This window comes from Streptomyces iakyrus, from assembly GCF_000717055.1.
Taxonomy (GTDB): domain Bacteria; phylum Actinomycetota; class Actinomycetes; order Streptomycetales; family Streptomycetaceae; genus Streptomyces; species Streptomyces iakyrus.
On the sequence record NZ_JNXI01000014.1, the window covers coordinates 251351 to 270771 of the forward strand.

Sequence of the window (19421 nt, forward strand, 5' to 3'; positions counted from 1 at the left end):
CGCCGAGCAGGGCGCTCGGGGTGTCGGATCGGGCCGGGGGTCCACCGACGTCCGGAGGGTCGGCCCGGGCCGTGGGGGCACGGACGTCCGGAGTGGCGGCGCGGGACGGGGGCCGGTCGGCCTCCGGGGTGCCGGATCGGGCCGGCGGTCCGCCGACGTCCAGGGTGTCGGCTCGGGCCGGAGATCCACCGGCGTCCGGAGAGGCGGCCCGGACCGGGGGTCTGCCAGCGTCTGGAGTGTCGGGGCGATCGCCGTTCTGTGCGTGGTGTTCGGTGTCGTTCTCGCGCTCGGACAGGCCGTCGTCATCCGCCATCGTGCGGCGGGCGGTGCGGATCTCGCGGCGCTCGCCGCGGCGGACCACTGGGCCGACGGGGGCACGGCTGCCTGTGCCCGGGCCGGCCGGGTGGCCCGGGCGCAGGGCGTGCGGCTCGTGCGGTGCGAGGTCGCCGGGGAGATCTCGGACGTGACGGCGGCGTCGGGCCGCGGACCCTTCACCGCGGAGGTCAGGGCCCGGGCGGGGCCTGCGACGGGTCTGCTGGATCTCCCGGAGGCTGCCCAGGTGCCTCGTCCGCCGTCTCCTTCTCCTCGGGAGCCCCCTCCAGCAGCACCGTGAGGAGCCGCACGGCCCCCCTCTTGTGCAGCGGGTCGTTGCCGTTGCCGCACTTGGGGGACTGGATGCAGGACGGGCAGCCGGCGTCGCACTCGCAGGAGGCGATGGCCTGGCGGGTGGCGGTCAGCCAGGTGCGGGCCGTGTGGAAGGCACGCTCCGCGAAGCCCGCGCCACCCGGATGGCCGTCGTAGACGAAGACCGTGGGCAGGAGCGTATCGGGGTGGAGCGGGATCGACACGCCGCCGATGTCCCAGCGGTCGCACGTCGCGAAGAGGGGCAGCAGGCCGATCGACGCGTGTTCGGCGGCGTGCAGGGAGCCGCCGAGGATCTCGGGGTTGATCCGGGCCCGGTCCAGCTGGTCCTCGGTGACGGTCCACCACACGGCGCGGGTGCGCAGCGTACGGGGAGGGAGGTCGAGTTTGGTCTCACCGAGCACTTCACCGGTGATGAGCCGTCGGCGGAGGAAGGAGACGACCTGGTTGGTGACCTCGACGGAGCCGTAGCAGAGGCGGCCGTCGCCCCAGGGGATCTCGACGTCCGTCTCCAGGACGGAGATCGACGTCGTGTCGCGGGCGACCGTGGAGTAGGGCGGGGCGGCCTCCTCGACGAGGGCGACGGAGTCCTCCAGGTCCAGCGACCTGACCAGGTACGTGCGGCCCTGATGGAGGTGGACCGCCCCCTCGTGCACCGTCGAATGCGCGGCGCCCGCGTCGACCGTGCCGAGCAGCCGGCCCGTGCCGGTCTCGACGACCTGGACCGGGCGTCCGCCCTCACCGCGGATGTCGGTCAGGTCGGCGGCGCGCTCGCGGCGGGTCCAGTGCCAGGCCCGGGTGCGGCGGCGCAGCAGCTTCGCGGCCTCCAGTTGCGGCAGGAGTGCTTCGCCGGCCGGGCCGAACAGGTCGAGGTCCTCGTCCGTCAGCGGCAGCTCCGCGGCGGCCGCGCACAGGTGGGGGGCCAGCACGTAGGGGTTGTCGGGATCGAGGACGGTCGATTCGACGGGCTGGTCGAACAGGGCCTCGGGGTGGTGGACGAGGAAGGTGTCCAGCGGGTCGTCGCGGGCCACCAGGACGGCCAGTGCGCCCTGCCCGGACCGTCCGGCGCGGCCCGCCTGCTGCCAGAGGGAGGCGCGCGTGCCCGGGTAGCCGGCGATGACGACCGCGTCGAGGCCGGAGATGTCGATGCCGAGTTCGAGGGCGTTCGTCGCTGCGAGGCCCAGGAGTTCACCCGAATGGAGGGCTTGTTCGAGAGCGCGGCGTTCCTCGGGGAGATAACCGCCCCGGTACGCCGCGACACGCCCGGCCAGCGACCGGTCGACCTCGGCCAGACGCTCCTGGGAGATGACCGAGATCAGCTCGGCGCCGCGCCGGGAGCGGACGAAGGCGACCGAGCGCACGCCCTGCACGGTGAGGTCGGTCAGCAGGTCGGCGGCCTCGGCGGTGGCCGTGCGGCGGACGGGGGCGCCCTTCTCGCCGTGCAGCTCGGTCAGCGGCGGCTCCCAGAGGGCGAAGACCAGTTCACCGCGCGGGGAGGCGTCGTCGGCCACCTCCAGCACCGGCACACCGGTCAGGCGGCGGGCTGCCACCGCGGGCTCGGCGGCGGTGGCGGAGGCCAGCAGGAACACGGGCGACGCGCCGTAGCGGGCGCACAGCCGGCGCAGCCTGCGCAGCACCTGGGCGACGTGCGAGCCGAAGACACCCCGGTAGGTGTGGCACTCGTCGATGACGACGTACTTCAGCGACTTCAGGAAGGAGGACCAGCGGGGGTGGGACGGCAGGATGCCGCGGTGCAGCATGTCCGGGTTCGTCAGGACGTAGTTGCCGTACTGGCGGATCCACTCGCGTTCCTCGAACGGAGTATCGCCGTCGTACACGGCCGCGCGAACGGAATGGCCCAGGGGATGTGAAAGTTCCTTCACGGAACGGCACTGGTCCGCCGCGAGTGCCTTGGTGGGAGCCAGGTAGAGGGTGGTCGCGCCGCGGCCGTTCGGAGCCTGTGCGCCCTCCACGAGGGCGGACAGGACCGGCACGAGGTAGGCCAGGGACTTGCCGGAGGCCGTGCCGGTGGCGACGACGACGGAATCGCCGTCCAGGGCGTGCTCCGCCGCGCGCGCCTGGTGGGCCCAGGGATGCTCGATGCCCGCGGCTCGCACGGCCGCGACCACCTCGGCGCGGATCCGGTCCGGCCAGACGGCATGCCGACCCTCACGTGGGGGCAAGTGCTCCGTATGAGTAATGCGCGCAGCCCTGCCCGGACCGGACGCGAGCCGGTCCAGGACCGCGTCCGGCGCGGGTCGGGAGGCAGGGTCCGTCCGGGTTCGATCGGATCGGTGATTCTTGGCCATCGGCACCGAGTGTGTCACTGGCGTGACGGACAATGGAGCCAAGGCGTCGTGCACGCCTGCCGGTAAGTGATTGAATGCCAACGCGGCTGGCGAAGCGTCCAGGGGCTGAAGCCGAATGCCCCTAGGGCGACCGCTCGATAGCAAGGTGCTGGAGGATCCGTGGACCTGTCCCTGTCGACCGAAACCATGGGCGATCGCACGATCGTCAGGGTCGGTGGCGAAATCGACGTATATACCGCGCCCAAGCTGCGCGAGCAGTTGGTCGAGCTGGTGAACGACGGCAGTTTCCACCTTGTCGTCGACATGGAGGGCGTGGACTTCCTCGACTCCACCGGGCTCGGCGTACTGGTCGGCGGCCTGAAGCGCGTGCGTGCCCATGAGGGCTCCCTGCGCCTGGTCTGCAACCAGGAGCGCATTCTGAAGATTTTCCGTATCACCGGCCTCACCAAGGTGTTCCCGATTCACACCTCGGTCGAGGAAGCGGTTGCGGCCACCGACTGACACCGGACCCGGGCCACACGCCCGGGCCGGCCGTCGTTCGGCAGAAGTCAAGACCGAGGGGGCCCGGGCTTTCGGCGGCCCGGAGCCTCCCGACAGCACGCCCGTAGTTGCGAGGGGGATGCATGGCCACCGTTGAGCTCCGCTTCAGCGCGCTGCCCGAGCACGTCAGGACCGCCCGGCTGGTGGCGGCAGCGGTGGCGCGCAGGGCCGGAGTGGACGAGGCCGTCCTCGACGAGGTCAGGCTCGCCGTCGGCGAGGCGTGCAGCCGGGCCGTCGGGCTGCACCAGATCGGCGGCATCTCGGCACCGGTGAAGGTGATGCTGATCGAGGAGGAGAAGCAGTTCTCCATCGAGGTCGGCGACGAGGCCCGGCACGCGGTGGCCGGCGAGGGTGCCGGCGCCGGTCCCGGCGACCCCGACGGTGAGGCCGACGAGGACGAAATGGGCCTCGCGGTCATCAGCGGGCTCGTCGACGACGTCGAGGTCAGCGCGGGAGAGCACGGCGGGCTGATCAAGATGACCTGGCCGACCACGCCACCGCCGACGATCCTGGTCTGACCCCGCCACCGCACACCGTTCGTCCGAAGGGCCCCACCCGTGGGGCCCTTCGTCATGTGCGGGTGTCAGTGCTCGCCTTTACAGTAGTTCCTGTGCCGTTCATCGCGTGAATTCGTTCACGATCATTCGCGCGCTCTCCGGCAGCCTCGGAATGCTTTCAGGGCATTACCTCGGACGTCCAATTCCGTTTATCGCGCTCTGTTTTGATCAGGTTCCGGTACCTACAATCCCGTCCACATCTTGAGCTCAGCCCAAGCGTCAAGGAGGACGAATGGCGGGGCTTTCCCTCTCACAACAGTCGGGCCATCCCACCGACCTCGCGGCCGCCGTGCTGACCGATGGCAACCGCGTCCTCATCGTGGTCATCGCGGTCGTCGCGCTGGCGGCACTGGCGGTCGCGGGCGTCCTGGTGCGCCAGGTACTCGCGGCCGGCGAGGGCACCGACAGCATGAAGAAGATCGCGGCGGCGGTCCAGGAAGGCGCGAACGCCTATCTGGCACGTCAGCTGCGCACGCTCGGCGTATTCGCCGTGGTCGTGTTCTTCCTGCTCATGCTGCTGCCCGCGGACGACTGGAGTCAGCGTGCCGGACGTTCGGTGTTCTTTCTGATCGGAGCGGCGTTCTCGGCGGCCACCGGCTATATCGGCATGTGGCTCGCCGTGCGCAGCAATGTGCGTGTCGCCGCGGCGGCGCGTGAAGCCACCCCGGCGGAAGGCGAGCCGGAAAAGGATCTGACCGCCGTTTCGCACAAGGCGATGAAGATCGCCTTTCGCACGGGCGGCGTGGTCGGCATGTTCACGGTCGGCCTCGGCCTGCTCGGCGCCTCCTGCGTGGTGCTGGTCTACGCGGCCGACGCGCCGAAGGTGCTCGAAGGTTTCGGCCTCGGGGCCGCGCTGATCGCGATGTTCATGCGTGTCGGCGGTGGCATCTTCACCAAGGCGGCCGACGTCGGCGCCGACCTGGTCGGCAAGGTCGAACAGGGCATTCCGGAGGACGACCCGCGCAATGCCGCGACCATCGCCGACAACGTGGGCGACAACGTCGGAGACTGCGCGGGCATGGCGGCCGACCTCTTCGAGTCGTACGCAGTCACCCTGGTCGCCGCGCTGATCCTCGGCTCGGCTGCCTTCGGCGACGCCGGGCTCGGCTTCCCGCTGCTCGTGCCGGCGATCGGTGTGATCACCGCCATGATCGGCATCTTCGCGGTCGCGCCCCGGCGCGCCGACCGCAGCGGCATGAGCGCCATCAATCGCGGGTTCTTCATCTCCGCGGTGATCTCGCTGGTGCTGGTGGCGGTGGCCGTCTTCGTCTACCTGCCGGGGAAGTACTCCGAGCTCGACGGGGTCACCGACGCCGCGATCCTGGGCAAGGACGGCGACCCGCGGGTCCTCGCGCTCGTCGCGGTGGCCATCGGCATCCTGCTCGCCGCCGTGATCCAGCAACTGACCGGCTACTTCACCGAGACCACCCGCCGGCCTGTGCGGGACATCGGCAAGAGCTCGCTCACCGGCCCGGCCACCGTCGTCCTCGCCGGTATCTCCGTCGGTCTCGAATCCGCCGTCTACACCGCCCTGTTGATCGGCCTCGGTGTGTACGGGGCGTTCCTGCTCGGTGGTACGTCGATCATGCTGGCGCTGTTCGCGGTGGCCCTGGCCGGCACCGGCCTGCTCACCACGGTCGGTGTGATCGTCGCGATGGACACCTTCGGGCCGGTCTCCGACAACGCGCAGGGCATCGCGGAGATGTCCGGCGACGTCGAGGGTGCGGGCGCGCAGGTGCTCACCAACCTGGATGCGGTCGGCAACACCACCAAGGCGATCACCAAGGGCATCGCGATCGCCACGGCCGTGCTCGCGGCGGCGGCGCTGTTCGGGTCGTACCGCGACGCGATCATCACCGGCGCGCGGGACGTGGGCGAGAAACTCAGCGGGGAGGGCGCCCCGATGAGCCTGATGATGGACATCTCCCAGCCCAACAACCTCGTGGGCCTCGTCGCGGGCGCGGCGGTCGTCTTCCTCTTCTCGGGGCTGGCGATCAACGCCGTGTCACGGTCGGCGGGTTCCGTGGTCTACGAGGTGCGGCGGCAGTTCCGCGAGAAGCCCGGGATCATGGACTACAGCGAGAAGCCGGAGTACGGCAAGGTCGTCGACATCTGCACCAAGGACGCCCTGCGCGAGCTCGCCACCCCCGGTCTGCTGGCGGTGATGGCGCCCATCTTCATCGGGTTCACGCTCGGCGTCGGGGCGCTCGGCGCGTTCCTGGCGGGCGCGATCGGCGCGGGCACGCTGATGGCGGTGTTCCTCGCCAACTCCGGTGGCGCCTGGGACAACGCCAAGAAACTCGTCGAGGACGGCCACCACGGCGGCAAGGGCGGCGAGGCCCACGCGGCGACCGTGATCGGAGACACGGTCGGCGACCCCTTCAAGGACACCGCGGGTCCGGCGATCAACCCGCTGCTGAAGGTCATGAACCTGGTGTCGCTGCTCATCGCACCGGCGGTGATCAAGTTCTCCTACGGCCCCGACAAGAGCGTCGGAGTGCGGATTCTGATCGCCGTCCTCGCGTTCCTCGTGATCGCGGGGGCGGTGTACGTGTCAAAGCGGCGCGGTATCGCCATGGGTGACGAGGACAACGCCGGTTCGGCACCCAAGTCGGCCGATCCGGCGGTGGTTTCGTAGGAAGGTTTCCGGGCCCTGGCTCAAGGTGCGGGCGGGCGGCGCGTGTTGACGCGTCGCCCGCCCGCGCTGTGTGGGTACACGCTCACGCGTGAGCCTTATCTCGCTTGGTGCAAAAGGTTACAAAACGGTCTTAATAGACGTCCGGCGTGCGGTTGCCGTGCATCTGGCGTGTATGTTCCGGGGCCGAGAGCCATGGAAGGGACCAAACCGGTGAACAAGAAGCTCGCGGCCGCACTGTCCGGCGGTGCGGTACTGGTACTGGCGCTGTCGGGCTGCGGCGGCGACGACAGCAACGAGAAGCTGGACTCCTGGGCCAAGCAGGTCTGTGACGCCGTACAGCCGCAGGCCAAGAAGATCGAGTCGGCCAATGCCGCGATCCAGAAGGAGACCTCCGACAACAGCACGCCGGAGGACGTCCAGAAGACCGACGCCCAGGCCTTCCAGGACATGTCCGACGCCTACAAGGCGATCGGGACCGCCGTGAACAAGGCCGGGGCCCCGGACGTCGAGAACGGCGAGAAGAAGCAGCAGGACGCGGTCAAGGAGCTCAACTCCATCTCCGCCTCGTACGCCTCGCTGAAGAAGCAGGTCGACGGGCTCGACACCAAGGACCAGGGCAAGTTCGCCGACGGTCTGAAGGACATCGCCACGGAGCTGGACAAGCTGAGCCAGAGCGGGAACGACGCCCTCAGGAACCTGGAGGAGGGCGAGGTCGGCCAGGCGATGGCCAAGCAGTCCAGCTGCAAGGCGGCCACGGCGTCGGCAGGGGCCACGCAGAGCTGAGGCCCCGAGCGGCGGGCCGTGCAGGCACGCGGGCGCGACGGCTGAGCCGTAGGTGACCGCCGGTGTCCGATGTGCCGTACGGCGCGAACGCGTGCGCATCGCCGTACGTGGCGAACGCGTGCGCATCGCCGCACGGGCACGTGCGGCGCCCGCACCGGCGGCCACAATGGGGGCGTGAGTAACGCCAGCCAGTCACCCCTGCCCCCGCTGCCCGCCTCCGACCGTCCCGAAGCCGCCGCCCGGCTCCGGGACGCCCTGCTCGCGGCCTCCTTCACCGCCGACGGGCTGCTCGAACTGCTCGGCGCCCCCGCCTACGCGGCACTGGCCCGCAGCGAAACCGTGCCCGCGCTCCGGGCGACCCGCGGGGACACCCCCCTGGAGATGCTCGTCCGGCTGTTCCTGCTGCAGCAGCCCGTGCCGCACGCGCGCGTCGCGGAGGTCCTGCCCGTGGACGCCTGCCTGGAGAGCGGCTGGCTGGCCCGGGCCGACGGGGACGAACTCGCCGCGACGGTGGACGTCCGGCCCTACGGCGGGCCCGGCGGCGAGGACTGGTTCATCGTGTCGGACCTCGGCTGCGCGGTCGGCGGCGCCGGCGGGATCGGCCGGCGCGAGGAGGGCGTCGTCCTCGGAGTCGGCGGCGCCTCGATGACCCTCGCCGGAATCACCGTCCGCAAGCCCGTCGCCGCCGCGCTCGACCTCGGCACCGGCTCCGGCATCCAGGCCCTGCACGCCGCGCAGCACGCCACGCGCGTGGTGGCCACCGACCTCAACCCGCGCGCCCTGCACATCACCGCCCTCACGCTGGCGCTGTCCGGCACCGCGTCCGCCGACCTGCGCGAGGGCTCCCTCTTCGAGCCCGTGCGCGGCGACGAGACGTACGACCTGATCGTCTCCAACCCGCCCTTCGTGATCTCGCCCGGCGCCCGGCTCACCTACCGCGACGGCGGGATGGGCGGGGACGATCTGTGCCGCACGCTCGTTCAACAGGCGGGCGACCGTCTGAACGAGGGCGGGTTCGCCCAGTTCCTGGCGAACTGGCAGCACGTGGAAGGGGAGGACTGGCAGGACAGGCTCAGGTCATGGGTACCCCGGGGCTGCGACGCGTGGATCGTGCAGCGCGAGGTGCAGGACGTCAACCAGTACGCCGAGCTGTGGCTGCGTGACGCGGGCGATCACCAGGGCGACGCGGCGGAGTACCAGGCGCGGTACGACGCATGGCTCGACGAGTTCGAGGCGCGCAAGGTGAAGGCCGTCGGCTTCGGCTGGATCACCCTGCGCAGGACGGGTGCCGCCGTGCCCTCGCTCACGGTGGAGGAGTGGCCGCACCCGGTCGAGCAGCCGCTCGGCGACACGATCCGGGCCCACTTCGACCGGCTCGACCACCTGCGCGACCACGACGACGCCGCGCTGCTCGAAGGGCGTTTCCGGCTCGCCGCGGAAATCGTGCAGGAGCAGGTCGGGCTGCCCGGCGCGGAGGACCCCGAGCACGTCGTGCTGCGCCAGAACCGCGGCATGCGCCGGGCGACCCGGGTGGACACGGTCGGTGCGGGCTTCGCGGGCGTGTGCGACGGCACGATGAGCGCGGGCCGCATCCTCGACGCCATCGCCCAGCTGATCGGGGAGGACCCGGTGCTGCTGCGCGACCGCACACCGGCCCAGATCCGGCTGCTGGTCGAACAGGGGTTCCTGGAGCCGGTCCGCTGAGCGGACCGCCGAGGGGCGGCCTCGGGGGGCTTCGAGGCGGCTCGCCAACAAATTCGAGTCGATTTGAACACCTCGTCCGAGACGGTTCGTGAGGAACCGGACGACCTTGATCCGCCCCTGTGTCGCCCCGGCGTTCACCTCGGGTTCGTCTGCCCGCCGCCTGCGCGTGTCAGCCTCCCGTGGCTGGGAATGCGCGGACAGGGGAAAAGGGGCGCGGCGGGTCATGGAGAGTGCACCGGCGATCTTCGCGGGAGCGGTGTTCTCCCTGTTCGGAGGCGGGCTGCTGGCGTGGACGGCGACGCGCGTGCGTCAGGACCGGCCCGTCGCCGAGGGTGTGCGGCCGGTCGCGTCGGCGGCCTTCGCAGCCCTCGTCGCGGTGCTCGCCCTGGCGGCCGGAACCTGGTGCTTCACCCGCCTCTGAGACCCCCTCCGGCGACGTGCCCGTGGGTGACCGGGACGTCGCACTGCGTACGGGGCCGGGCCGGCTCCCGCTACGCCGGGCGGCAGGATTGGTGGTAGTCGGGTTACCGTTCGAGTGGCCGTTGCGGGCTTTTCCCGTTTGACACGGGGGCGGGATGTACCGTCACACTCCGCAGCGTCACCACGTACCCAGCCCCGGTAAGCGACTCCGGGGAGGCCCCAGCGTCGACCGGAGAGAAGAGCGAAGTTGTCCCCGACCAGCGAGACCGCGAAGGGCGGCCGCCGACTCGTCATCGTCGAGTCGCCTGCCAAGGCGAAGACGATCAAGGGCTATCTCGGCCCCGGCTACATCGTCGAGGCGAGCGTCGGGCACATCCGCGACCTTCCCAACGGCGCCGCCGAGGTGCCCGAGAAGTACACCGGCGAGGTCCGCCGCCTCGGTGTGGACGTCGAACACGACTTCGCGCCGATCTATGTGGTCAACGCCGACAAGAAGGCGCAGGTCAAGAAGCTCAAGGACCTGCTGAAGGAGTCCGACGAACTCTTCCTCGCCACCGATGAGGACCGCGAGGGCGAGGCCATCGCCTGGCACCTCCAGGAAGTGCTGAAGCCCAAGGTCCCGGTCAAGCGGATGGTCTTCCACGAGATCACCAAGGCCGCGATCCAGGCCGCCGTGGCCAACCCGCGCCAGCTCAACCAGAAGCTCGTCGACGCCCAGGAGACCCGCCGCATCCTCGACCGCCTCTACGGCTACGAGGTCTCGCCGGTCCTGTGGAAGAAGGTCATGCCGCGCCTGTCGGCCGGCCGTGTCCAGTCGGTCGCCACACGTCTCGTGGTGGAGCGGGAACGCGAGCGCATCGCCTTTCGTTCGGCTGAGTACTGGGACCTGACGGGCACCTTCGCGACCGGCCGCGCGGGAGACTCGTCGGACCCGTCGTCGCTGGTCGCGCGTCTGCAGACCGTCGACGGCAGGCGGGTCGCGCAGGGCCGCGACTTCGACTCCCTGGGACAACTGAAGAGCGCGAACACCCTCCACCTCGACGAGGCGAACGCCCGCGCCCTGGCCGTCGCCCTGGAGCAGACGCGGTTCGCCGTCCGCTCCGTCGAGTCCAAGCCGTACCGCCGCTCGCCGTACGCCCCGTTCCGTACGACGACGATGCAGCAGGAGGCCAGCCGCAAGCTCGGCTTCGGTGCGAAGGCCACGATGCAGGTCGCGCAGAAGCTGTACGAGAACGGCTACATCACCTACATGCGTACGGACTCCACGACCCTGAGCGACACGGCGGTCGCCGCCGCCCGTGCCCAGGTCACGCAGCTGTACGGCGCCGACTACCTGCCGCCGCAGCCGAGGACGTACGCCGGGAAGGTCAAGAACGCGCAGGAGGCCCACGAGGCGATCCGCCCCTCGGGTGATCGTTTCCGCACTCCCGCCGAGACCGGGCTGACCGGTGACCAGTTCAAGCTCTACGAGCTGATCTGGAAGCGGACCGTCGCCTCCCAGATGAAGGACGCGACCGGCAACAGCGTCACGGTGAAGATCGGCGGCACGGCGGCCGACGGCCGGGACGTCGAGTTCAGCGCGTCCGGCAAGACGATCACCTTCCACGGCTTCCTGAAGGCCTACGTCGAGGGCGCCGACGACCCGAACGCGGAGCTCGACGACCGCGAGCGCCGGCTGCCGCAGGTCTCCGAGGGCGACGCCCTGAGCGCCCAGGAGATCACGGTCGACGGGCACGCCACCAAGCCCCCGGCCCGCTACACCGAGGCCTCCCTGGTCAAGGAGCTGGAAGAGCGCGAGATCGGCCGCCCGTCGACGTACGCGTCGATCATCGGCACGATCCTCGACCGCGGCTACGTGTTCAAGAAGGGCACGGCCCTGGTGCCGTCCTTCTTGTCCTTCGCCGTGGTCAACCTCCTGGAGAAGCACTTCGGGCGGCTCGTCGACTACGACTTCACCGCCAAGATGGAGGATGACCTCGACCGCATCGCCCGCGGTGAGGCCCAGTCCGTGCCGTGGCTGAAGCGGTTCTACTTCGGCGAGGGCACGGTCAGCGGCGGCGCGGCCGACGCCGGCAACGGCGACGGGGACCACCTCGGCGGCCTCAAGGAACTGGTCACCGACCTGGGCGCGATCGACGCCCGCGAGGTGTCCTCGTTCCCCGTGGGCAACGACATCGTGCTGCGCGTCGGGCGCTACGGCCCCTACATCGAGCGCGGCGAGAAGGACACCGAGCAGCACCAGCGCGCCGACATCCCCGACGACCTGGCGCCCGACGAGCTGACCGTCGACCTCGCGGAGGAGCTGCTCGCCAAGCCGAGCGGCGACTACGAGCTGGGCACGGACCCGGCCACCGGCCACACGATCGTCGCCAAGGACGGCCGCTACGGCCCGTACGTGACGGAGGTCCTCCCCGAGGGCACCCCGAAGACGGGCAAGAACGCGGTCAAGCCGCGCACGGCGTCCCTGTTCAAGACGATGTCCCTCGACACGGTGACCCTCGACGACGCCCTCAAACTGATGTCGCTGCCGCGTGTCGTCGGCGCCGACGCCGAGGGCCAGGAGATCACCGCGCAGAACGGCCGCTACGGCCCGTACCTGAAGAAGGGCACGGACTCGCGCTCGCTCCAGGCCGAGGAGCAGCTCTTCACGATCACGCTGGAGGAGGCGCTGGCGATCTACGCCCAGCCCAAGCAGCGTGGCCGGGCCGCGGCCAAGCCGCCGCTGAAGGAGCTGGGCACCGACCCGGTCAGCGAGAAGCCGGTCGTGGTCAAGGACGGCCGCTTCGGCCCGTACGTCACCGACGGGGAGACCAACGCGACCCTGCGCTCGGGCGACAGCGTCGAGGACATCACCCCGGAGCGCGGTTACGAGCTGCTCGCCGAGAAGCGCGCCAAGGGGCCGGCGAAGAAGACCGCGAAGAAGGCGGCTAAGAAGGCGCCGGCGAAGAAGACGACGACGGCCAAGAAGACCGCGGCGAAGAAGACCACGACCGCGAAGAAGACGACGGCGAAGAAGACCACCGCGAAGAAGACGGCCGCCAAGACGGCGACGGCCAAGACGGCGACCGCTGCCAAGTCCGCGGAGGACTGAGGCCGTTCGAGCCCTGTGCGAACCCGGACCACGGCGTCCGGGACTTCGCCCGGGGTTCGGAAAGCGAACGCCCCGGCAACACTTCGGTGTCGGGGCGTGCGCATGCCAGGCCGCGCCCTCCAGGGTGTCGGTGGCTCCCGATAGGCTGAACGCATGACGCGAGCCGACCACCCAACGGCCCCTCAGCCCGCCCCCGACGACGCCCTGGTCGCGGACTCCCGCGAGCGTGCCGTCCGCGCCCTGCTGCGACGACCGCAGCTGAAGCGGTTGTGGAGCGCACAGCTCGTGGGCGGCGTGGGCGACACCCTCGCCCTTCTCGTACTGGTCCTCCTGGCACTTCAGGCGGCCATCGCCGAGGGCTCGTTCGGGGGCGGCTACCGGGGCGTGGCGTTCGCAGTGGCGACCGTTTTCGGGGTGCGCATCCTCGCGACGCTGCTGTTCGGCGCCGTTCTGCTCGGCCCGCTCACCGCGCTCACCTCGCAGGACGGCCCGCTCGACCGCCGCTGGACCATGGTGGGCGCCGACGGCCTGCGCGCCGCGCTGCTCATCGTCGCGCCCCTGTGGATCGACTGGACGCCCGAGAACGCACTGGCCGTCCTGCTCGTCACGGCCTTCGTGATGGGGGTCGCCGAGCGGTTCTGGACGGTGTGCCGCGAGAGCGCGGCCCCCGCGCTGCTCCCCGCACCGCCGCCGGAGGGCGCTACGGTCCGGCCGCTGCCCGACCACATGGATGCGCTGCGCCGCCTGTCGCTGCGCACCGGCTTCGTGGCCATCCCCCTCGCGGCCGTCGCCCTGGTCGTCGCGGCCCTGTTCAACAACCTGCTGGGCGCCGGCATCGACTGGTTCGGCCAGCACCAGGCGGCCCTCGCCTCCTACGTGGCCGCGGGCCTGTTCGCCGCGTCCCTGTCCGTGCTGACCTTCCTCGAGCTGCCCGGTACGCGCACCCCGCGCGCGCGGTCGCCGCTGGAGGGGCTGCGCCGCCCGAAGACCGGCACCGGCTCCGACAAGGGCCGCACCGGCGCGATGCCGCTGCTGGTCCTGTCCTGCGCGGCCGTCACCGCCGCGGTGTCGGCCGCCGTCGCCGTCGCCGTGCTGCACGCCAAGGACCTGGGCGGCGGCCCGGTCCTCTACGGCCTGTTCGTGGCCGCGCTGACCGGCGGTGTGGTCGTCGGCATCCGTACGGCGCCCGCCCTCGTGCCCGCCCTGTCGCGCCGCCGGCTGCTCGCGCTGACGATCGCCCTCACCGGCGTCGCCCTGCTGGCCGCCGGGCTGGTCCCGGACGTCACCACCGTGCTGCTGATCCTCGCGCTGGCCGGTGTCGGCGCGGGCCTGTCCGCCAACATCGGGCACACCCTGCTCGACCAGGAGACCGAGGAGTACCGGCGCTCCCGCACGACGGAGCACCTGCACGCGGTCGTCCGGGTCTGCGTGGCGCTCGGCGCGGTGATCGCCCCGCTGGTGGCGGCGGCGATCGGGCCGCACCGGCTGGAGAGCGGCAAGTTCGTCTTCGCGCACGGTGGCGCGGCCTTCACGCTCATGCTGACCGGCGCCCTGCTGCTGCCCGTCGCCGCGCTGGTGCTGGCCAAGGTCGACGACCGCTCCGGTGTGCCACTGCGGCAGGACCTGAAGGACGCGCTGCTCGGCGGCGACGACCCTCAGCAGGGGGCCGCGGCCTCCGGCTTCTTCATCGCCCTGGAGGGTGGCGACGGGGCCGGCAAGTCGACGCAGGCCGAGGCGCTCGCCGAGTGGATCCGCGCCAAGGGTCACGAGGTCGTGCTGACGCGCGAGCCGGGGGCGACGCCGGTGGGCAAGCGGCTGCGGTCGATCCTGCTGGACGTGTCGAGCGCGGGGCTGTCGCACCGCGCTGAGGCGCTGCTGTACGCAGCCGACCGGGCCGAGCACATCGACACCGTCGTACGGCCCGCCCTGGAGCGTGGTGCGGTCGTCATCTCCGACCGGTACATCGACTCGTCCGTCGCCTACCAGGGCGCCGGCCGTGATCTCTCGCCGACCGAGATCGCCCGGATCAACCGCTGGGCGACGAACGGGCTGGTGCCGCATCTGACCGTGCTGCTGGACGTCGCCCCGGAGACCGCGCGTGAGCGGTTCACCGAGGCGCCGGACCGGCTGGAGTCGGAGCCTGCGGAGTTCCACGCGCGCGTGCGGGCCGGTTTCCTCACCCTGGCCGCCGCCGACGCCGGGCGCTACCTGGTGGTGGACGCCGGCCAGGAGCCCGAGGCCGTCACGACGGTCATCCGGCACCGGCTCGACCAGGTGCTGCCGCTGTCCGAGGCCGAGATCAAGGCCCAGGAGGAGGCGCGGAAGAAGGCCGAGGAGGAGGCCCGCCGCAAGGCCGAGGAAGAGGCTGCCCGCAAGGCCGAGGAGGAGCGCCTGGAGCGCGAGCGCCAGGAGCAGCTGGCCAAGCTGCGCGCTGAGGAGGAGGAGCGCAAGCGCCGCGAGCTGGAGGAGGCGCAGCGCCGCGAGGCCGAACGGCAGGCGGAGGAGGCCCGTCGCCGGGCCGAGGAAGCGCAGCGGAAGGCCGAGGAGGAGCGGGCCCGGCTCCTCGCGGAGGAGAAGGCCCGCGCCGAGGAAGAGGCCCGCCGCAAGGCCGAGGAGGAGCGGCGCCGCAAGCAGGCCGAGGAGGAGGCGCGACTGCGTGCCGAGGCCGAGGCGCTCCGCCTGGAGAAGCAGCGCAAGGCCGAGGCGGCGCTGCTGCGGGCCGAGGAGGCACGCCGGCTCGCGGAGGCGGCTGCCGCCGCGGCCGAGGCCGGGCCGAAGAGCTCCGCCCCGAAGAGCTCACCCATGCAGGGCGCGCCCGCAGCGACCGCTCAGGACGCGGTGACCGTGCCCACCCCGGTGGTGACACCGGGCGGTGCGGGGGACGACACGACCGTGCTGCGCCCGGTGCGGGACGACGAGCGGAGTGCGGGCCGGTCCTCCGGGGAGTCCGAGGCCGAGGTGACGGCGGAGCTGCCGATGCCACCGGCTGCCGGGGACCAGACGGAGGTCCTTCCGCCGGTCCCGCCTCGCGCCGGGGACGAGACCGAGGTCCTGCCGCCGGTGCGCGACCGGGACGCCTCCGGAGCGGCCGACGAGACGGCGGTACTGCCTCCGGTCCGCCCGGAGGACGCCGAGGAGACGGCCGTCCTGCCGCCGGTGCGCGGGGACGAACCGGCGGACCGGGTCCCGCCCGGGTACTTCCGGAAGGACGCCCCGGACACCCGGCCCGACGGCACCGAGGACCGTACGCGGGAGATGCCCCAGGTCGACGCCGACGGGACGCCGCGCCGCCGCCGGTCCGACTGGGCCGAGGAGACGCCGCTGGACGACCTGCCCTCGCTGGCGGACGAGCTGCTCGGACCGCACGACGACGAGCCGGACGACCGGCGCGGACGCCGGGGCAGGGGCGGCCGGGGGCGCTGACACCTCCGGGGACCCCGCGGCAGCCCCGGCTTCCCGCAGGGGCGGCCGGGCCGCTGACGCCTCCGGCGGACCGCCGCGGGAAACCGGCTTCCGCGCTGCGAGCCGGGTGAGGGCGGCAGGCGATGTCAGTGGCCGCCCCCACAATGGATCTCGCAAGGCAGTACGTGACGGAAGGGCGGCGTGACCCATGACCGTGTGGGACGACCTCGTCGGGCAGGAGAGGGTGAGCGAGCAGCTGGCCGCCGCCGCCCGGGACGCCGACGCCCTGGTCACCGCGGCCACCACCGGCACCCCGCCGCCCGAGGCGTCGAAGATGACCCACGCGTGGCTGTTCACGGGCCCGCCCGGCGCCGGGCGGAACCAGGCGGCGCGCGCGTTTGCGGCGGCCCTGCAGTGCGTCAGCCCCGACCGCGCCCTCGGCGGCTCCCCGGGCTGCGGCTTCTGCGACGGCTGCCACACGGCACTGATCGGCACCCACGCCGACGTCACCACCGTCGCCGCGGTCGGCACGCAGATCCTCGCCGACGACATGCGCGACACCGTCCGCAAATCGTTCACGTCGCCGGCCAACGGCCGCTGGCAGATCATCCTCGTCGAGGACGCCGAGCGGCTGAACGAGAAGTCGGCCAACGCTGTCCTGAAGGCGGTGGAGGAGCCCGCCCCGCGCACGGTGTGGCTGCTGTGCGCCCCCTCCATCGAGGACGTCCTGCCGACCATCCGCTCCCGCTGCCGCCACCTGAACCTGAGCACCCCCAGGGTCGACGCCGTCGCCGACATGCTCGTCCGCCGCGAGGGCATCGAGCCGGACGTCGCCGCCGCGGCGGCCCGGGCGACCCAGGGCCACGTCGACCGGGCGCGCCGCCTGGCCACCGACCCGGCCGCGCGCGCCCGCCGTGCCGCCGTGCTCAGGCTGCCGCTGCGCGTCGAGGACATCGGCGGCGCGCTCAAGGCCGCCCAGGAGCTCGTCGACGCGGCCGCCGAGGACGCCAAGCAGCTCGCGGAGGAGACGGACTCCAAGGAGACCGAGGAGCTGAAGGCCGCGCTCGGCGCCGCCCAGGGCGGCCGCATGCCCCGGGGCACCGCGGGCGTGATGAAAGACCTGGAGGACAAGCAGAAGCGCCGCAGAACGCGCACGCAGCGTGACAGCCTCGACCTCGCCCTGACCGATCTCACGGCCTTCTACCGCGACGTCCTCGCCCTCCAGCTCGGCTCGCGCGTGGCCATCGCCAACGCGGACGCCGAGGACGCCCTGGAGCGCCTCGCCCGGGGCAGCTCCCCGGAGTCCACCCTCCGCCGCATCGAGGCGATCGCCGCCTGCCGCGACGCCCTCGACCGCAACGTGGCGCCGCTGCTCGCGGTGGAGGCGATGACGATGGCACTCAGAGCGGGCTGAGGGACCGGCCGGACACCTGGGCCGGACGTGCGGTTGACGCCGTAACTCGTACGAGGCACGCCACGCACGCACGGCACTCATTCGGTCGCCCAGAGTTACGCTCGCTGGATGTACACACGGCGCACCCCCCGCTCCGCCTCCGGCTCCGGCGGTCTCCACCGCAGGACACGAAACCGGGCCAAGACCGCCGCAGGTCTCCTCGCCACGGCCGCGTTGCTCGTCTCCGCCTGCTCCTCCGGCAGCGCGACGACGTCCGCCGCCTCCGCGGCGGCGGAGGCGGCACTGGTCGCGCTGCCGCAGGCCACGCCCGCGGCGCTCTCGTCGTACTACGGGCAGAAGCCGGCCTGGCGCGGCTGTGGTGTGCCCGGCTTCGAGTGCGCCACCCTCAAGGCACCGCTCGACTACGCCGAGCCGTCCGCCGGCGACATCCGGCTGGCCCTCACCCGCAAGAAGGCCACGGGACCCGGCAAGCGGCTGGGCTCGCTGCTCGTGAACCCCGGCGGGCCGGGCGGCTCGGCGATCGGCTACGTCCAGGCGTACGCGGGCATCGGCTACCCGGCCGAGGTGCGGGCCCGCTACGACATGGTGGCGGTCGACCCGCGCGGCGTGGCCCGCAGCGAACCCGTCGAGTGTCTGGACGGACCGGGCATGGACCGGTACACGCAGACGGACGCCACGCCCGACGACGGCAAGGAGACGGACGGGCTGGTCGCGGCGTACCGGACGTTCGCCGAGGGCTGCGGCGCGGACGCGCCCCGGCTGCTGCGCCACGTGTCCACCGTGGAGGCGGCCCGGGACATGGACATCGTGCGGGCGGTGCTCGGCGACGAGAAGCTGAACTTCGTCGGGGCCTCCTACGGCACCTTCCTCGGGGCGACGTACGCCGGGCTCTTCCCGGACCGGGCGGGCCGGCTGGTGCTGGACGGCGCGATGGACCCGTCGCTGCCGGCCCGGCGGCTGAACCTGGAGCAGACGGCGGGCTTCGAGACGGCGTTCCGGTCCTTCGCGAAGGACTGCGTACGGCAGGCCGACTGCCCGCTGGGCGGCAAGGGCACTTCGCCCGAGCGGGTCGGCGCGAACCTCAAGGCGTTCTTCGAGAAGCTCGACACACGGCCTGTCCCCACCACCGACGGTCGCAAGCTCACCGAGTCCCTCGCCACGACCGGTGTGATCGCGGCCATGTACGACGAGGGCTCCTGGGAGCAGCTGCGCGAGGCCCTGACGTCCGCGATGAAGAAGAACGACGGCTCCGGACTCCTGGTCCTCTCCGACGGCTACTACGAGCGGGACGCCGACGGCGCCTACAGCAACCTGATGTTCGCCAACGCGGCGGTGAACTGCCTGGACCTTCCGGTCTCCTTCGACACCCCCGAGGAGGTGCGCGGAGCGCTGTCCGAGTTCCAGAAGGCGTCGCCGGTCTTCGGCGAGGGCCTGGCGTGGGCGGCCCTGAACTGCGCGTACTGGCCGGTGCACGCCACGGGCGAGCCGCACCGCATCGAGGCGAAGGGCGCGGCGCCCATCGTCGTGGTCGGCACGACCCGGGACCCGGCGACCCCGTACCGCTGGGCGCAGGCCCTGGCCGGCCAGCTCTCCTCGGCCCGCCTCCTCACCTACGAGGGCGACGGCCACACGGCCTACGGCCGCGGCAGCTCCTGCATCGACCGGACGATCAACGCCTACCTTCTGCGCGGCACCCCGCCCACGGACGGAAAGCGCTGCTCATAGCCTTGTCCCCAGCCCCGGAGGGCCCGCCTCCGGGGCTGGTGCGGAGCACCCTTGGAAACTGTGTAGACTTACCGTCGTTGCTGATCGCACCATAGTGCGGACAGCGCGCCGCCTTAGCTCAGATGGCCAGAGCAACGCACTCGTAATGCGTAGGTCTCGGGTTCGAATCCCGAAGGCGGCTCACCTGAAACCCCAG

Annotated in this window: 12 protein-coding genes and 1 tRNA gene; 12 read left to right on the forward strand and 1 reads right to left on the reverse strand. The window is 71.9% G+C overall.

The annotated features are described in order from the left end of the window. Window positions 1-247 precede the first annotated feature (247 nt). On the forward strand, window positions 248-613 hold the full coding sequence (locus OO68_RS44285; protein ID WP_078625419.1) for an Rv3654c family TadE-like protein: 366 nt from the start codon (window positions 248-250) through the stop codon (window positions 611-613). Here OO68_RS44285 and OO68_RS22480 read toward each other — a convergent pair. Continuing rightward, on the reverse strand, window positions 504-3032 hold the full coding sequence (locus tag OO68_RS22480; protein ID WP_078625408.1) for a DEAD/DEAH box helicase: 2529 nt from the start codon (window positions 3030-3032) through the stop codon (window positions 504-506). The genes OO68_RS44285 and OO68_RS22480 overlap by 110 nt on opposite strands. 78 nt (window positions 3033-3110) lie before the next feature. On the opposite strand from OO68_RS22480, the gene bldG reads away from it, so the two are divergent. From bldG to OO68_RS22535, 11 genes are all read left to right on the forward strand, one after another. Continuing rightward, entirely contained in the window at window positions 3111-3452 is a 342-nt protein-coding gene (bldG, locus tag OO68_RS22485; RefSeq protein ID WP_003991900.1) for an anti-sigma factor antagonist BldG, read from the forward strand. Window positions 3453-3574: 122 nt separating this feature from the next. After that, window positions 3575-4009 (forward strand): ATP-binding protein, encoded by a 435-nt coding sequence (locus tag OO68_RS22490; RefSeq protein ID WP_033310205.1) that lies wholly within the window; start codon window positions 3575-3577, stop codon window positions 4007-4009. Between the two features lie 271 nt (window positions 4010-4280). Next, window positions 4281-6686: a sodium-translocating pyrophosphatase gene (locus OO68_RS22495; RefSeq protein ID WP_033310207.1), complete on the forward strand. Its 2406-nt coding sequence runs from the start codon at window positions 4281-4283 to the stop codon at window positions 6684-6686. A 192-nt stretch (window positions 6687-6878) separates the two neighbouring features. Beyond that, a complete protein-coding gene (locus OO68_RS22500; protein ID WP_174569450.1) occupies window positions 6879-7469 on the forward strand; it encodes a small secreted protein in 591 nt (196 codons plus the stop codon). A gap of 174 nt (window positions 7470-7643) precedes the next feature. Further along, window positions 7644-9173 carry a DUF7059 domain-containing protein gene (locus tag OO68_RS22505; protein ID WP_033310211.1) on the forward strand — a complete coding sequence of 510 codons (1530 nt, stop codon included), beginning with the start codon at window positions 7644-7646 and terminating at the stop codon, window positions 9171-9173. Between the two features lie 223 nt (window positions 9174-9396). Continuing rightward, a complete protein-coding gene (locus OO68_RS22510; RefSeq protein ID WP_033310214.1) occupies window positions 9397-9594 on the forward strand; it encodes a hypothetical protein in 198 nt (65 codons plus the stop codon). A gap of 246 nt (window positions 9595-9840) precedes the next feature. Beyond that, on the forward strand, window positions 9841-12684 hold the full coding sequence (gene topA, locus OO68_RS22515) for a type I DNA topoisomerase (protein ID WP_033310216.1): 2844 nt from the start codon (window positions 9841-9843) through the stop codon (window positions 12682-12684). Between the two features lie 153 nt (window positions 12685-12837). After that, window positions 12838-16107 carry a dTMP kinase gene (gene tmk, locus OO68_RS22520; RefSeq protein ID WP_033310218.1) on the forward strand — a complete coding sequence of 1090 codons (3270 nt, stop codon included), beginning with the start codon at window positions 12838-12840 and terminating at the stop codon, window positions 16105-16107. Between the two features lie 187 nt (window positions 16108-16294). Then, window positions 16295-17500 (forward strand): DNA polymerase III subunit delta', encoded by a 1206-nt coding sequence (locus OO68_RS22525; RefSeq protein ID WP_033310220.1) that lies wholly within the window; start codon window positions 16295-16297, stop codon window positions 17498-17500. Window positions 17501-17608: 108 nt separating this feature from the next. Then, on the forward strand, window positions 17609-19225 hold the full coding sequence (locus OO68_RS22530; RefSeq protein WP_033310222.1) for an alpha/beta hydrolase: 1617 nt from the start codon (window positions 17609-17611) through the stop codon (window positions 19223-19225). A 107-nt stretch (window positions 19226-19332) separates the two neighbouring features. Then, window positions 19333-19406 (forward strand) — tRNA-Thr (locus OO68_RS22535). Window positions 19407-19421: the final 15 nt, after the last annotated feature.